Source organism: Flammeovirga yaeyamensis, from assembly GCF_018736045.1.
Taxonomy (GTDB): Bacteria; Bacteroidota; Bacteroidia; order Cytophagales; family Flammeovirgaceae; genus Flammeovirga; species Flammeovirga yaeyamensis.
In genome coordinates this window covers 2,771,652-2,787,555 of sequence record NZ_CP076132.1, presented here as the reverse complement: position 1 = coordinate 2,787,555, position 15,904 = coordinate 2,771,652, and the positions used below count along the sequence as shown (strand labels likewise).

The window sequence follows — 15,904 nt, the reverse complement described above, 5'->3', positions numbered from 1 at the left end:
TTATATGATCATATACGAAATATTAATATGTAACAGGGTCTGTACGGACGTTGCACTGCAACGTCCCTACGAAATGTTTACGATTGCCCAAACGAACCATTTAGAAAAATATAATTGACAAACCCAATACTATTCCACCAATCTTTTTTGAAATACACCCACACAACTTATATTTATATTTTGGAAGAGTAAGTCCGCTAACATCTTACTCCATACTTTTTACTCCTTACTCATAAAACATGAACACCGATACTAAAGACTTTATTAATCAATGGCTTTTAAAGTATCAAACTTCTGTATTCCGATACGAAAGAATATCGGCGATTGTGGCTTCTACATTATCCATCGTATTTGTCATTTTTGAATATGGTTTTTATTTAGAACAATCCGATGAGCGTTTCATTAGAAATATTGTTCCGGTATTATTCATCATATATATATCAAATTATGCCTTAAGAACGATCTTTACCAATTACCGGTTGGAGTTTATAAAGTCCACATGGTTCGAAGGAGCATTTTTAAGTTTCATCACCTTACTAGGTTTATTCCATTTTTTTGTTGGTTTTGAAATTGATAGAACAACAAATCAAGTCTATCAGCATGTCGTTTATGCAGCATTGACCTTCTTAGTGATGATAGAGATTACAAAAGTCTCTGTTCTCATATCAGAATATAAGATTAAACCATCAACAACATTCATATTCAGTTTTATCATCTTAATACTTTTCGGAGCATTCTGTTTGATGTTGCCAAAAGCAACTATCGGTGAATCGAGTATGAACTTTTTGGATGCTTTATTTACCTCAGTAAGTGCTTCTTGTGTGACAGGTTTAGCAGTTGTAGATACTGGTCAATATTTCACAGCTCAAGGTCAGTTAGTGATTTTGTTATTGGCGCAATTAGGTGGTATAGGTATTGTATCCTTTGCGACCTTTTTTGCCACTTTCATGTCTCAAGGTGTATCCTTAAAACACAAAACCATAATTCAGGATGTATTAAGTAGTGAGGATTTGTCATCAGCTACAGGTTTATTGAGGAAGGTAATTCTACTGACTTTAGGGATTGAGACACTTGGGGCCATCGCTATTTTCTTTTCATGGGGAGATTCCCTTCAATTCAATAGCTTTACTCAAAAAGTATTGTATTCTATCTTCCATTCTGTTTCTGCATTCTGTAATGCTGGTTTCAGTTTATTTCCCGATAGTTTAAATACAAGTATCGATGCAATTGATACTACAAGATTCGATAATGGTATAATTGATATCCGACATATGTATGGATTACATATGGTAATTGGAATAATCATTATTTTCGGTAGTTTTGGTTTTACGACCATTGAGGAAATATTCTCTCCAAGTAAGATAAGAGAGCGTTGGAGAAGTCCATGGAAAAAATATTCCATAGGAACATCTATTTCGCTTTATTCGACCATCATTTTGATATTGGTCGGCATGCTAACCGTTTTCTTTCTAGAAATTGATCAACTTCGACAAGACCGATCTTTTGTGGAATCAATCATAGCCTCATTTTTTCAATCAGTTACTACTAGAACAGCAGGCTTTAACTCAATGGACTTCGGTTCTATGAAACCTCCAACCATTCTTGTTATGATCTTTTTGATGTTTATCGGTGCGGCACCAGGTTCGACAGGTGGAGGTATTAAAAGTAGCACTTTCTATCTTTTACTCTTGTCATCTATCGGTATCATCAGAGGACAAGAACGTATAGTAGTACGAAAAAGGACGATTTCAGATGAGAACATCAAAAGATCATATTCCATCTTTATGTTTGCTTTGATATATAACTTACTTGCCTTATTTATCCTTAGTATCACTGAGTTAGATAATCCAAAAATTGAGTTACTTCCATTGATTTTTGAGCAAATATCTGCTTTTGGTACCGCAGGATTGAGTATGGGTATAACAAGTGAATTATCATCTATCGGTAAAGTTGTGATAATTATGTCGATGTATATTGGTCGAGTAGGTACGCTTACGCTGGCATTGGCTTTGAGTTCTACGGTAAATACGAATAGTTATCAATATCCTGAGGCGCATGTGATGGTGGGGTGATTTTAGGTAGCAGGTAGCAGGTAGTAGGTAGGAGGTGCTGAGTTAACGCTCGTTATTTTGGTAATAAGTAATAACTAATAGGTAAGGGAGAAAGTATTAAAAGCCCAGGGATTTATTCCTTGAGATGCCGAGATTGAAGTATGAGGTTAAAGGTAAAGCCACCTGGCGCAAATGTTAAGCGCTAGCGACATTTGTGCCTATAAACGTTAGAGGTCTCCCGACCTCGTCCCACATATATTTTAAACACTGATTTGAGAATTGAAAATCTGAGATTATTTTTAATGTAAAAAAAGGTAACATCTATCATACATCACAAAATAAAAATCTCTTATCTTTCGAATTGAAATAGATCTTAGGCTTTTGCAAAAATAATAATAACACAAATGGTTATTATATATTGTGCACAAGTACGGACGTTGCACTGCAACGTCCCTACGGACCACTCTAATACCATTTTGTTATTGTCTTTTTAGAAAAGAATAGTAATTTTTTAAAACATCATAAACTATGAACAACGAATTAAAAAGAGTGGCAATGATTGCCCATGATGGGAGAAAAGCAGAAATGGTGGGCTTTTTTAAAGATCATATGGATATTCTTTCTGACATAAAAATTGTAGCTACTGGTACAACAGGTAGTCATTTAGTAAAAGCAGGATTAGAAGTAGATTGTAAACTTTCTGGACCAAAAGGTGGTGATGCTCAAATTGCAGCAATGGTTGCTGAAGGTGATGTTGATGCAGTATTTTTCTTTAGAGATCCACTTGGAAAACACCCTCACGAGCCAGACGTTCAAATGTTGATGAGAGTTTGTGATTTATATGATGTGCCATTGGCAACAAACCCAGCTTCTGGACAGTTATTGATGGCGGGGATTAGAGATGTGTTTAAGAAGTAGGTATATTTCAGATATACAAACATTTTGTACCCCTTGACCTATGCGTGTATATAACCCACGACTGAAGTCATGGGTTGGTGATATGTTGATTTTGACAACACTAAAGTGTTATCAAAATTAGGTTTTGGGCATAAATTCTTTAAGACTTTAGTCTTTGAGAATTCAGCTTATTACTAGCCCACGATTTTAATCGTGGGTTGAAGTGGGGTTGAAAAAAATCCCATAGACTAAATAAAGTCTATGGGATTTTTTATTGTTTCCTACCTACCATTTCAATCGTGGATAAGTTAGGAGATATCTTGCTATTACTTCACCCCCTCAGTTTCCTTCTCCGTTATCTTCGACTTACCCTTAGATTTCTCTTCAATATACCCTTTATAATAAAGTAAACCTTGTTCCACCCCGTACATGTAGAAGGATAGAATCAATACAGTAAGGTGAATATTGAATAGGAAATAGGAGATGACCGACATCAATCCAAAGAAGACTAAATAGAATAGTGAATCTTGAAGAATTTCCATCAAGAAGTGATCTGAATTGAAGAACTTCTCCATGAATTTCGTCACAGGATCTCTAAACGTTAAAGCTTTATGTGAGATGTAGGTAAAACAGATAAAGATAAAGATGAAGAATCCAATGGTGATTTTATTATAACCTCTTTCAAGAGTAATAAATGCATTGGTAAGGATAAGTGGACCAGGCATAAACCCATAAATAGTTTTATGAATATCATGATCCTCAAAGTCTCCCATTACAATAATTCTGTCTTTTGTATAATCTTCGATTAAGAAAGGAGGCATGTTTAATAACTCATGCATTTGAATGTACATGTAGTCATTCTTAACAAAAATATCATATGGTCGGATTGGGTAGTCCAGGATGTAACTATCCAACATGTAATTACCTCTGAATTTATTAAATAGCCAACCTTTTTCAATCGTCTCTCCATACATTCTTTCAGCAATTAGGAGAGGAGTTGATTTTAAAGAATCGGCCTGAATAATATGGTACTTTAATAAAACAGTTTCTTCATGATTCAATTCTTGTACTTGTAAATCGGATAGACCTATAGGTACATCTACAACAGGATAATGCGGTTTACCATCAGCTCCTTTATGATATGAAACAATCGTATTTTTTGATTGAGCAAAAGCAGCTTGCATCAAACTATCATCCTCAGATTCATCATAAAAACGAACATCGACCAAAAGATACTCGTGATTATCAGGGTTTTGATTCAATTGATTTACAAATTTAGTAATCGATTTACGATTAGTAATATCCACATTACCAATCACAAAATCGTTAGAATCCTTTTTTACTGTTAAATCCTTTTCCCAAGAGCAATTCACAAAAAGAAAACGATCTTTAGATGGCTTATCTTCCACACCCAATAACGCATTCTTCACCATAGAAAGTGTTTCAATCAAAAGAATTTCATCTGGCATCACATAAACCAATGACATATAGTACATCAGTCCAATGATCATAACAAAAGAATGCACAATAGAAATCGCCCACATCAAAATGCTATTGTTCTGCATTCGAAAGATTAGACGATCTGTTTTTTTTCTTGGTTTGCTCATTATTTAAAAAATTGTTGTTCTTATTATAAAATGAAGAAATAAGAATGATAATTAAAAAATTGAGATATTGAAGATGCACCTGTACGGACGTTGCACTGCTACGTCCCTACGAACCACAAGAACGAGCGTTAACTTTGGCTACCTACTACCTACTACCTGCTACCTGCTACCTAAATAACCCCAATATCCTCACTCCAATCTTCAAACATCACCTCATCCACCTTGCCATAAATATCAAGAACGTATTGATACAATTCTTTCTTCACAGTTTCCTTAGGTTCATTCTGGTAGTCTGATAAGAATTTCTTAAGAGAGAGTAATTCAGTTTTTAATTTATCCTCATTGATGAAAACAGGATCGAAGCTACCTATATGTTTTGGATTTGGTTTTTCACCACTCATATCTAGGTAGTATACATCCACTGTTTCTATTTTATCTGTATTTACATCTTTGAATACATTATTAGCATCAATCAAGATTTTATTATCTGAACCATAATTCTCAATCCAGCGATTGTATGCCTGACCTTCAGATACAAATCGAACAGCCATTTTCTTATCTTCAGTTAGGGGATACCTAAATTTGTCGACATTGAGGACTACTGAATCGCTCATGAAGACATATGGACCACCATTGAAATAATAAGAAATATCCATCTCTCCACCGAAAGTTACTCTACGCGTACTCATCATTTTATTTGATTGTACAGGGAATAACACTTGAGATACTAAACTCATGAATTCACCATCTTCATTCTTGGATGTTTTACTTCCATCCAAAAGCATTTTACCTTTAGATCGAGCAATGACTACAGCTTTTGCAGTGTTTGTTGCAAATTGTAAAGCTAGATCTTCACCTAACATATCTCCACTTTTAATTGGAGTATTGGTTGCTGTATTTATGATCTCACCCGTTACATGAAGTACATACCAATCTTGTCCAAAAGAGACAAGTGAGGTGGTGAGAAAAAGAGTAACGGCTAGGATTATATTTTTATAGTTCATTTTTAGTATTTCTAAGATAGATATTCAGTTATAAGTAATCAAAAACTCTACCTAATTAGTATTTGACTTTTTGGATAGTGAAAGTTTTCTTACCTGCAGGAGTGACAACATCTACAGAATCACCAATTTGTTTATTTAACAAAGCTTTTCCAATAGGAGAGGCAATAGAAATTGTTTGCTTTTTGATATCCGCTTCATCAGGTCCAACAAGACGAAGGGTCATCATGTGGTTGGTTTGATCTTTAAAAGTCACATAAGCCGAGAACATGGCTTTATTTTCATCAATCTCTTGATCAAAAACCTTAACATTACCAATTCGTCTTCTGAGGTAAGTCAAACGGCCATCAATTTCTCTTAATTTCTTTTTACCATATATGTATTCGGCATTTTCCGAACGATCGCCCATAGCGGCTGCATCAGAAACTGCTTCAGTAACAATTTTTCTTTCTTCCCAAAGGACTTGCACTTCTTGTTGCAATCCTTCCATTCCTTCTTTTGTAATGTATGCTGACTTTGTCATTATTATTCGTTTATTAGCCCGATCCAGAATTTCTGTAGGTAATTCTTCAAATTATAAATATATGATGATTTGAAAATCAACCGTTCGGACGTTGCACTGCAACATCCCTACAAGAGTATTTTGTAAGAATTCCTTCTCAAGTTACCATTGATAACAAAAATAAGAATGTTTTCTAAAAATTGATTCAGATCGATGACTTAAACATAGGTTTTTTATAAAATACCACCTCTGACGTAAAAAAACTCCTAACTCCTAATTCCTAACTCCTAGTTAATATCTATTTTTAGGAGATTTTTTTCATTTACATCAAAGTATCTATTATTACCTTGAGTTTTTTAAAGAACCTCACTTACGAATTTTCATCAAAAGTGCTTAGTCAAGCAGTGGTTTTGTTGGGATCAGTCTTCATGACTAGATTTCTAACACCAGCTGATTATGCCTCATTTGGTATAATGGTGGTCATTGTAGTGACTTTAAATGTTTTTCAAGACTTTTCTTTACATGAAGCACTCATACAAAAGAATCAGGTATCGGATAGAGAACTTTCCACAGCATTTTGGGTGATCTTGACTTTAGGCTTCATTTGTTTTTTGACATTCAATCTATCTTATTACGGATTAACTTTTGTATTTGATGATTTTACCTATCAACCTTTAGCCGCTTTTATATTGAGCTTATGTTTTCTCTTTGAAGGGTGGGGAGGTTTATCCATGACTAAACTGAAAATTGATTTAAAGTTTAAAATCACCTCCATAGTTTATACCATTTCATCTTTAAGCTCAACGATTTTAGGATTAATAATCGCTTATCAAGGATATGGAATCTTTGCTTTAGTTTGGACTTTCCTTTTAAGATATGCTCTTCAATTTACATTATTCTATTTTTTGTGTTCATGGAAACCAAAAGTTGAGAGGACATCTTTAGCATCTTTTTATCCCTACATGAAAACCCGTTCAGCCTCTGTGTTTTTGAACAATTTATTCTCTCAAATAGACATTTTATTAATACAATTTGTAGGAAGCAGCTTAATGTTGGGAAGTTATGTCAAAGCCAAATCCATTCAACAGCAAATAAGTAATTCACTTTTTCAAGTCGTCAATAACTTATTATTACCTTATTTTTCAAAAGGGAATAAAACTCAGTCCTCAAAGATCTTATTCAATAGATCCATTCTAGTCACTTTTTTGATCACTTTTAGCATCGCCTTATTTCTATTTTTTACTTCAGAACATCTGTTTGTTTTCTTTTTTGGAGAGGTGTGGAGAACAAGTGGACAATATTTTGGACTACTCTCATTTTTGATTTGTACTCAAAGTGTCTATCAAATTGCAGAGGTATATTATAACAGTTTAGGCGAGACCAAGTTTACGTTGAGAGTGAATATGTTAGGGAAGGGGTTGTTTCTGGGGTGTTTATTTGTTTTGTATTTCTTTGGAATACTACCATTTATTATTTCAATGATATTAGTAAATATGTTAGCCATTCTAATATTAAAAATAAAACTCTAAATTTATATCACTGTATATGAGTTGAATAAACAAAAACTCCTAACTCCTAACTCCTAATTCCTAACTCAATTCCTTATTTTTGTCCGTACATTAAAATAACCTTCAATGAAAATAATAATACAAACCATACAATTTATCCGATCAATTCTCCCTAAAGATCAAAAGGTTAAAGCTATTGGTGTAAGTATTTTACTCTTTATAAATTCTGGATTAGAACTCATAGGTCTTAGTGCGATGTTGCCTGTGTTTGCGGTATTATTGGAAGATAATATGGTTGAAAAATATGCTTGGGCGAATTGGATTTACACTACATTTGGTCTGACAGATGATAAACAACTTATCATATTACTTACTTCTTTCTTATTTGTTATTGTTCTTCTTAAAAATGTAGGAGGGATGTTCATAATAAAGTGGCAAAGTGAATTTGCAATGGGTTTATATGGCGATTTTGCTAAACGATTACATCAGATATACTATAGAAAAGGGTTTGCTTTTTTTAAAGAAGAGAATTCAAATGTTTTATTTCGTAACATCCATTTGGCAACTCAAAACTTTGCTAATCAACAACTTTTAGGCGTATTAAATGTATTAAATGAAATTGTTATTTTATTACTAATCGTTTTTGGTATTGCATATTACGATTTAAATATAATGATGCTTTTAGCTGTTATAGTCATTCCTACTTTTTTCATTTTTTATAAATACGTTCAAAGAAAATCAATCGCAATTAGTGACGTTAGACGTGATGTAAATCCCAGACTTAGTAAAAATATTTTCCAAAGCATTTTTGGATATGTAGATGTGCTGATATCTGGTTCAGAAAATACCTTTAGAGAAAGAATCACTAATGATGTTGACGCTTTAGCTGAAACTAATATTAGAGCTAATATATATAATTTAGCCCCAACTAGAGTAATTGAATCCTCATTAATGTTGGCTATTTTAGTAATGAATGTATACGGTGTATATTACCTAGATTCCCGCTTAGAGTTACTTCAACTTTTGGGTGTGTTTGCCATTGCGGGATTTAGAATCATGCCATCAATCAATAGAATGATGACCTATATAAATGGCTTAAATCAAAATAAATGGACATTTGAAGTACTAAAACCACTAAAAAAAGAAGTCCATTATAAAAGACCTACCCAAAAGGAAATTACCTTTAAGAAAGAGCTTTATTTGGATAATATTTCGTTTAGATATGATGATGCCGATGAAAATGTAATTTCAAATTTTTCTCTTAAGATTAAAAAGGGAGAGACCATTGGTTTAATAGGGTCTTCCGGTTCAGGTAAAACAACTATCATGAATATTTTACTTGGCTTTCTAAAAGTATCGGATGGAAAGTATTTAGTAGATGACGTTGTTTATGATGAGACCTATGAAGATGATTTTTACCACAAAGTGGGATATGTACAACAGAATGTATACATCATAGATGGAACATTAGCTGAGAATGTCGCTTTTGGTTGTACTGTTGAGGAGATTGATTTTGAAAAAGTGAAAGTTGTTCTTCAAAAAGCAAGTCTATGGGAAGTAGCTAATGAGCTATCAGATGGAGTAAATACCCGAATAGGAGAGAATGGTACTAAACTCTCTGGTGGACAAAGACAAAGAGTGGGTATTGCTAGAGCACTATATTTTGATGCTGAAATATTATTCTTTGATGAGGCTACATCAGCATTAGATAACGAAACAGAAAAAGAAATCACAGAATCTATCAATAGTTTATCTCATACTGACGATTTAACCATAATAATTATTGCTCATAGATTATCTACTTTAGAAGAATGTGATCGAATAATTGATTTAACACCAGAAGTTGTAGAATAGAAAATTTTTCAGCTATAACTGTTTATATAATAAAACCCATAAAAGTTACATTTCATGGGTTTTATTATGGTATCACTAATAACGACAAGTGAATTATTTGATTACTTTTTAATCACTCTAAATACACTACTTCCTTTATCAGTATGTATACTAATCATATATACTCCGGAGGGATAATTTTCTATATTTACTTGCTTCTCAAAAGAGTTAATTGAGCTTAGATGATTATCTAATAATTTTCCTTGAATATCTCTCACTTGAATACCTTCTATAGATAGATTATTTGACTTAATAATTAGTACACCATCAGTAGGGTTTGGATAAATTTTAATATTATTCTTTACTGCATCATTAGTTGATGTTACTTCTCCATCTACTGTAATAGAAAATGAAGTAAGTAGTTCATTCGGATATCTAGAATTTTTAATAGTGTAATTATATTCCCCAATATTATTCACCCAAAGGGAGTCATTTGAAGCGTTATTGATCAAATTACCATTTCTATACCATTGATATTGATCATCTGCTGCTTTAAGATTATCAGGGATGATGAGGTAATTTACCCCGTTTTCTAATGTTACGGTTGAGTTTTCAACTCCAATAGCTTTTTGATTCTGATAAACAAAGTTTTGGCCATTACCATTACTTGGATCAATATTTACTTTATCCAATTCGGAAAAGGGCAAATGATTGTTAGAGAAATTAGCATACTCTAATTGATCATTAGTGTAAAAATCTTCATCAATAGATTCAATATCGTTTGATCCAAAATTAATCTCTTTTAGCGAATCTAAAGTAGAAATCGATGATGGGAAATTGGTAATATTCTTACTCCAAACGTCAATATAAAATACTCTTGAACTATAGCCATCTACTTTAATTCCTTCCCATGTTCCCACCGGCTCAGAAGTGTTCCAAGAGAGTGTATTATCAGAGTTTTCATTCATCAAGGTAATTAAAGCCAAAGAATCATTTGTAAAAACTTGATCTGGTGAAACATTGATATCTGAAGTTCTTAATAATAAACTAGGGAGCTCTGAATTCATAATGGTCACATGATAAACACCAAATTGATTATCTACAGTATAAGTCCTGCTAGTTTCACCAACTAATTGATTTCTTTCATAAAACCATTGATACTGATTGGAACTTACTAAAGGATCAACACTTGGGTCAACAGAAATATCAATTATACCAGCAGTTGCTATAAATTGTTCTGGACCTGCAGCTCCTTGAGGTGAATAGGTGAAATTTGAGATATTATCTTTATTAATCTTCAATAAATCATCGAAGGTGAAATTATTATTGGAGACATTTAAATAGTCTAATTGGGAGAGTTGACCAACAATACTATTAAGGAAATCAATTTGATTAGAAGAAATATCAAGGTGTAATAACTGAGTTAAAATATAGACTTCATCTACTAAAGATGTTAATTGATTATGAGATACATCTAAATAAACCAATTCAGTGAGGTTGCTCCATAAAGTAGGTAGAGCACTAAATGTATTGTAACTAATATCGATACTATCAAGCTTGTTTAATAATTGAATATTATCGGGTAATGAATTTAAGTTAGTGTTTGATAAATGTAGACTATTTACCCTTCCTCCTCTTAGATTTACACCATTCCATTGTGAAATTGGATCTGACAAACTCCAACCTAAAGTATTTGAGGGATTGTTTTCATAAATAGATCTTACTATTGTTGAATCTTGATCGAATAATGCTTGATCAAAAATAAAAATATTATTTTGTCTTAATGTTAAAATAGGGAAATCACTATTTGTGATTTCACAATGATAAGTGCCAATTTCAGTAGTGGAATATGTTCTTTGATTTGCACCACTTATAATTTGACCATCCTTATACCATTGATAAATATTATTTCCAGATGTATCAGTAACTGCTAAGTCTACTTCAAGATTAACAGGGGTTCCAGTATATCCAATTGATTTTTCGGTACCTAAATTTGCTTGAGGTGAATAGGTGAATATATTAGTAGGAGATAGTCCTTGTGTGGCATATAATTTGTCAAATACAAATCTATTGTTGGACAAGATTAAAGTATCTAATCCTGTAAGATTTTGAAGTGCTGTTGGTAGTTCAGATAGGTTTTGATTGTCAATATCTACTTTTGTGACTTGATCACCAAGGAAACCGGTGTGTGTAACTCCAGTCCAATCTTTTACTCTTATTGTTGGAGACCAGTTTAGGTTGTTTGAAGGGTTATTATTTGATAAGCTTTCTAATGCTAAGGAGTCAGATTTAAAAGGTGCAGAATTAACCATACTGAAATTTGCTGTTTTAACTTCAGTAAGTGAGGAAAAATCACTATTTGTAATAACACATTGGTAATCACCATTAGTATATATAGTAAGATACCTATTGTTTTCATTTGGTAACATAATTTTATTTTTATACCATTGATGATTATTATTTGTTAGTGAGTCTTTAGAATCAATAGTATAATTGTTATCAAAAAATATTGTAGTATCATTTTGTGTGTTTCTTTGTGGTGAATATGAGATTTTATTTAAAAAACTTTCAGGAAAATTATTTAGTGAAGAATAAGAAAGTCTGTTATTTGAAATGTTTCCAATATTTAAAGAATTTAAATTTTTTACATTAGGAGAAATATATGAAATTTCACTATTTTGACAGTCAAACCTGTTAAGGTTATTAAAAGATATGAAAAAGTCATCAATTGATTCAATTTTAGTGTCTGCCAAATGAATTCTTGTTAAACTTGTTAGTTTACCAAGTGATGATGGTAGGTTTCTTATTTCATTTCTATTAATTAATAGTTGTTTTAGCTCACTTAAATCGCCTAAATTAATTGGTATAATAGTTATATTTTTTTGTGGAATATTAAGAGTAGTAACTCTTCTTGAACCATCCAAAATAACACCTTCCCAATTCTCTAAAGATTTATTTAAGTCCCATTCTAATGTATTATTTTGGTTTTGATTGAATAATTCAACAAGTGCTAAAGAATCAGTTATTGTTGATTGTGAAAATGATTGGAAAGATATAAAAAAGATTAAAAATATGATTTTAATATATATTTCTTTAAATAATTTCATTATGGTGTTTTCTAAAATTTACGATTAATAAAAATAAATTAATTACATACAATATAAAAATAAACTAAAGATTTAGAATGAAAGTTGTGATTTTTGCAGGTGGTTTAGGTTCCAGAATATCAGAGGAGTCACACTTAAAACCCAAACCAATGATTGAAATTGGAGGAAAACCAATTTTATGGCATATAATGAAAATATACCAGTCTCATGGTTACACTGATTTTATAGTTTGTTTAGGCTATAAGGGGTATATTATAAAGGAATATTTCGCAAATTACTTTCTACATAATGCAGATGTAACATTTGATTTAGCCAATAATCAGATGGAAATACATAAAGCAAATGCTGAGAATTTGAAAGTAACTTTAGTGGATACTGGTTTGAATACAATGACTGCCGGTAGATTACAAAAAGTAAAATCCTATTTAGAAGGAGAGGAGGAATTTATGCTAACTTATGGAGATGGTGTGTCAAATGTTGATATTACAGCATTAGTGAATTTTCATCGTCAACATGGGAAAATAGCTACAGTCACAGCGATACAACCAGCGGGTAAGTTCGGGGTCTTAGAAACAAATAGTAATGAAGAAGTTACAGGATTTGTTGAAAAACCCAATAGTGGAGGAGCTTGGATTAATGGAGGCTTTTTTGTTCTAAAATCGGATGTATTTAAATATCTTGAAGGGAATATGGAAGATGAAATGTGGGAACAGAAGCCTATGAAAGGGTTAACCCAAGATCAAGAATTGGTTGCTTATCACCATCATGGTTTTTGGAAGTGTATGGATATACTAAGAGATAAGGTTGAGTTAGAAAAAATGTGGATTACAAATCCTCAATGGAAAAAATGGAACTAAAGGATATATTATCAAAATCGTATAAGAATAAGAAAGTTTTTGTTACCGGGCATACTGGATTTAAAGGGGCATGGCTTATTCTTTTATTACATAAGTTAGGAGCAGAAGTAAAAGGATATGCATTGCAACCTGAAGAAAGATCATTATATAATGATATATCAGGTGATAATTTTTGCGAATCTATAATTGGAGACATTAGAAATCAAAGTAATCTAATAAAAGAACTACATGCTTTTCAGCCTGATTATGTTTTTCACCTTGCTGCTCAGCCTTTAGTATTAGCTTCATATGAACATCCGGTGTATACCTATGAAACAAATGTAATGGGTACCGTGTATTTGTTGGATGCTATTAGACAGTTGGAAAAAAAATGCCATATTGTAATGATCACAACAGATAAGGTGTATGAAAATAAAGAATGGCTCTATCCTTACAGAGAAACAGATCGTTTAGGTGGTTTCGATCCTTATAGTTCTAGTAAAGCAAGTTCAGAGATTGCTATAGCCTCTTTTATAAAAAGTTTTTTTCCTGTTGAACAGTATAATCAACATCAAAAAGCAGTTGCTGTGGTGAGAGCTGGAAATGTAATAGGTGGAGGAGACTGGGCAGCCAATAGAATCATTCCTGATATTGTTAAGGCATTGTCAAATGAAGAAACAATAAATGTACGAAATCCAAGAGCAGTAAGACCATGGCAACATGTTTTAGAAGCATTGATTGGCTATTTACAGATTGGGAAAAAGTTATCAGAAGAAGATGATATTGCAGTCTGGGCAAGTGCTTGGAATTTCGGTCCTCTTTATGATGAATTTGTGGATGTAGAAACATTAGTTCAGAATGCTGTGGAAATTTGGGGAAGTGGTAATTATGAAGCAGTCGAAGTAAAACAGCCTCATGAAGCAAAACTGTTAAGGCTAGACTGTTCTAAAGCATCTAATTTATTGGGGTGGCAACCTCAAAAAAATGCTTCTGAAGCCATTAATTTCACTATTCAATGGTATAAGGCAGTACTTCAAGAGAAAATTCCAGCATCAGACTATACTAATCAACAAATAGACGAATATTTAGGATGAAAATAGCTTTAATAGGAGGGTCTTCATTCTTAGCGGAAAAGATACTAGAACAGTATTCTTTGAATGATCAAGATGAAATAACTATTTATACAAGAACAAAAAAATCTTGGATGTTCTATCCCTCTCAAGAGGGGGATCATTTAAGAAAACCTAAGTATAGAATTAAAACGTTCGATGCTTATGAAGATCAAGTTCATTCATGGGTATACGAATGGTCGAGAAATGATGTCATTATTAACACAATGGCAGCAGGTGTGCAACCAAAACAGGAAGTAAGTTCTCAAGGTATACTAGAAATTAATGCTTTTTTTGCGATTAAATTGATAGAAGGACTATTTGAACATAAGTTTAATGGAAAACTATTTACTTTTGGGTCCTATTTTGAAATAGGCGATACTGATAATGAGGAGTTATTGTCCGAACAAGATTTTGTTTTTTCAAATAATAAACTTCCTAATACCTATTGTATATCGAAGAAAATCCTAACACAGTTTATACATCATAAACATCAATCGTCACCATTTGATTTTGAACACCTGCATTTGATTTTGACTAATATCTATGGTAAAGGTGAAAATGAGAATAGGCTATTCCCTTATATAGTTCAATCTGTAAAGGATAAGAAAGATCTCAAGTTTTCTTCAGGTTTACAACAGAGACAATTTACACATATTGCAGACATAGCTAAATTGGTGATTAAGTTGGCTAGTTCAACTTCTCATTATCACGGAATATATAATATTACATCTGATAAGACAAATAGTGTAAAAGAGGTAATATTAATGATGTTACAACAACTTGAGGAGAAAGGTTATGTGTTGCCAAAGTATGAATTTGGTGAAGTCAATAGAAGAGATCAATCCATGAATTTTTTGGGTGTTTCATCAAAAAAAGCTCAAAATGAATTAAATTGGGTCCCCGAAATATCTATTGAAGAAGGGTTAAAAGAATATTATGAAAATAATTAACAGTTACTTTGAAGAAGTACACCATATTGAGAGTCATTTTTTTAGTGATGAAAGAGGTGTTTTTTTAAAAGCATTTGATAAAAATACTTCAGTTTTTAAGGATTATGTTATTCAACAGTCGAATTATGTCCACACTAAAGACAAGTACACTTTAAGAGGAATGCACTTCCAGAAAGAGGAGTTTGCTGAAGCAAAGTTTTTTAGAGTAATACAAGGAAAGGCACAAATAGGTTTTGTTGATGTAGTGACCAAAGAATCTGAATGTTTAAACTCAGGGTCTATTATTTTAAATAATCCTAAAGAAAGTGTATTTATACCAAAAGGTTATGCAACAGGGTATTTAACTTTAGAACCCGATACTGTTGTTTTGTATTTTTCTGATAATATTTACCAACCCGATGCAGAAAGAGGAATTCTTTGGAATGATTCTCGTATAAATATTCCTTGGGAATCTCAAGATCCAATTTTATCACAAAAAGACAAACTTTGGTAAAACAAAC

12 protein-coding genes are annotated in these 15,904 nt (G+C 32.3%); 8 read left to right on the top strand and 4 right to left on the bottom strand.

The window, feature by feature from the left end:
* Nucleotides 1–239: 239 nt before the first annotated feature.
* A complete protein-coding gene (locus tag KMW28_RS10965) occupies nucleotides 240–2,072 on the top strand; it encodes a TrkH family potassium uptake protein (protein ID WP_169663383.1) in 1,833 nt (610 codons plus the stop codon).
* Nucleotides 2,073–2,579: 507 nt separating this feature from the next.
* Nucleotides 2,580–2,969 (top strand): methylglyoxal synthase, encoded by a 390-nt coding sequence (locus KMW28_RS10960; protein WP_066207338.1) that lies wholly within the window; start codon nucleotides 2,580–2,582, stop codon nucleotides 2,967–2,969.
* A 305-nt stretch (nucleotides 2,970–3,274) separates the two neighbouring features.
* Here the strand turns inward: KMW28_RS10960 and KMW28_RS10955 are convergent, their stop codons facing one another.
* The 3 genes from KMW28_RS10955 to KMW28_RS10945 all read right to left on the bottom strand — a co-directional run bounded on the left by KMW28_RS10955 (nucleotide 3,275) and on the right by KMW28_RS10945 (nucleotide 6,079).
* Nucleotides 3,275–4,555, bottom strand: a complete 1,281-nt coding sequence (locus KMW28_RS10955; RefSeq protein ID WP_169663384.1) for a CHASE2 domain-containing protein — start codon at nucleotides 4,553–4,555, stop codon at nucleotides 3,275–3,277.
* A 170-nt stretch (nucleotides 4,556–4,725) separates the two neighbouring features.
* Nucleotides 4,726–5,559: a hypothetical protein gene (locus tag KMW28_RS10950; protein WP_169663385.1), complete on the bottom strand. Its 834-nt coding sequence runs from the start codon at nucleotides 5,557–5,559 to the stop codon at nucleotides 4,726–4,728.
* A 55-nt stretch (nucleotides 5,560–5,614) separates the two neighbouring features.
* Nucleotides 5,615–6,079: a GreA/GreB family elongation factor gene (locus KMW28_RS10945; RefSeq protein WP_066207346.1), complete on the bottom strand. Its 465-nt coding sequence runs from the start codon at nucleotides 6,077–6,079 to the stop codon at nucleotides 5,615–5,617.
* 326 nt (nucleotides 6,080–6,405) lie between these two features.
* On the opposite strand from KMW28_RS10945, the gene KMW28_RS10940 reads away from it, so the two are divergent.
* Together KMW28_RS10940 and KMW28_RS10935 are read left to right on the top strand one after the other, a co-directional pair.
* Entirely contained in the window at nucleotides 6,406–7,587 is a 1,182-nt protein-coding gene (locus KMW28_RS10940; RefSeq protein ID WP_215585721.1) for an oligosaccharide flippase family protein, read from the top strand.
* A 105-nt stretch (nucleotides 7,588–7,692) separates the two neighbouring features.
* The gene (locus tag KMW28_RS10935; RefSeq protein ID WP_169663387.1) at nucleotides 7,693–9,420 is read left to right on the top strand and encodes an ABC transporter ATP-binding protein; all 1,728 of its coding nucleotides are present in this window, start codon (nucleotides 7,693–7,695) and stop codon (nucleotides 9,418–9,420) included.
* A 101-nt stretch (nucleotides 9,421–9,521) separates the two neighbouring features.
* Here KMW28_RS10935 and KMW28_RS10930 read toward each other — a convergent pair whose 3' ends face one another.
* Nucleotides 9,522–12,506: a T9SS type A sorting domain-containing protein gene (locus KMW28_RS10930; RefSeq protein WP_169663388.1), complete on the bottom strand. Its 2,985-nt coding sequence runs from the start codon at nucleotides 12,504–12,506 to the stop codon at nucleotides 9,522–9,524.
* A gap of 77 nt (nucleotides 12,507–12,583) precedes the next feature.
* Here KMW28_RS10930 and rfbF point away from each other — a divergent pair, with 77 nt between their 5' ends.
* Genes rfbF through KMW28_RS10910 form a run of 4 tightly spaced genes read left to right on the top strand, consistent with a single transcriptional unit; the run spans nucleotide 12,584 to nucleotide 15,897 of the window.
* Nucleotides 12,584–13,363, top strand: coding sequence for a glucose-1-phosphate cytidylyltransferase (rfbF, locus tag KMW28_RS10925; RefSeq protein ID WP_169663389.1), 780 nt, complete (start codon nucleotides 12,584–12,586; stop codon nucleotides 13,361–13,363).
* A complete protein-coding gene (gene rfbG, locus KMW28_RS10920) occupies nucleotides 13,345–14,436 on the top strand; it encodes a CDP-glucose 4,6-dehydratase (RefSeq protein WP_244994453.1) in 1,092 nt (363 codons plus the stop codon). The genes rfbF and rfbG overlap by 19 nt, the downstream gene beginning before the upstream one ends.
* Nucleotides 14,433–15,404 (top strand): NAD-dependent epimerase/dehydratase family protein, encoded by a 972-nt coding sequence (locus tag KMW28_RS10915; RefSeq protein WP_169663391.1) that lies wholly within the window; start codon nucleotides 14,433–14,435, stop codon nucleotides 15,402–15,404. Before rfbG ends, KMW28_RS10915 begins: the two co-directional genes overlap by 4 nt.
* Complete coding sequence (locus KMW28_RS10910; RefSeq protein ID WP_169663392.1) at nucleotides 15,391–15,897, top strand: dTDP-4-dehydrorhamnose 3,5-epimerase family protein; 507 nt, start codon at nucleotides 15,391–15,393, stop codon at nucleotides 15,895–15,897. Before KMW28_RS10915 ends, KMW28_RS10910 begins: the two co-directional genes overlap by 14 nt.
* Nucleotides 15,898–15,904: the final 7 nt, after the last annotated feature.

Bases quoted from the DNA above. Each gene is read 5' to 3' on its own strand.
- KMW28_RS10965 (WP_169663383.1), top strand. From the start codon at position 240: ATGAACACCGATACTAAAGACTTTATTAATCAATGGCTTTTAAAGTAT.
- KMW28_RS10960 (WP_066207338.1), top strand. From the start codon at position 2,580: ATGAACAACGAATTAAAAAGAGTGGCAATGATTGCCCATGATGGGAGA.
- rfbG (WP_244994453.1), top strand. From the start codon at position 13,345: ATGGAAAAAATGGAACTAAAGGATATATTATCAAAATCGTATAAGAAT.
- KMW28_RS10950 (WP_169663385.1), bottom strand. From the start codon at position 5,559: ATGAACTATAAAAATATAATCCTAGCCGTTACTCTTTTTCTCACCACC.
- KMW28_RS10930 (WP_169663388.1), bottom strand. From the start codon at position 12,506: ATGAAATTATTTAAAGAAATATATATTAAAATCATATTTTTAATCTTT.
- KMW28_RS10935 (WP_169663387.1), top strand. From the start codon at position 7,693: ATGAAAATAATAATACAAACCATACAATTTATCCGATCAATTCTCCCT.
- rfbF (WP_169663389.1), top strand. From the start codon at position 12,584: ATGAAAGTTGTGATTTTTGCAGGTGGTTTAGGTTCCAGAATATCAGAG.
- KMW28_RS10910 (WP_169663392.1), top strand. From the start codon at position 15,391: ATGAAAATAATTAACAGTTACTTTGAAGAAGTACACCATATTGAGAGT.
- KMW28_RS10945 (WP_066207346.1), bottom strand. From the start codon at position 6,079: ATGACAAAGTCAGCATACATTACAAAAGAAGGAATGGAAGGATTGCAA.
- KMW28_RS10915 (WP_169663391.1), top strand. From the start codon at position 14,433: ATGAAAATAGCTTTAATAGGAGGGTCTTCATTCTTAGCGGAAAAGATA.
- KMW28_RS10955 (WP_169663384.1), bottom strand. From the start codon at position 4,555: ATGAGCAAACCAAGAAAAAAAACAGATCGTCTAATCTTTCGAATGCAG.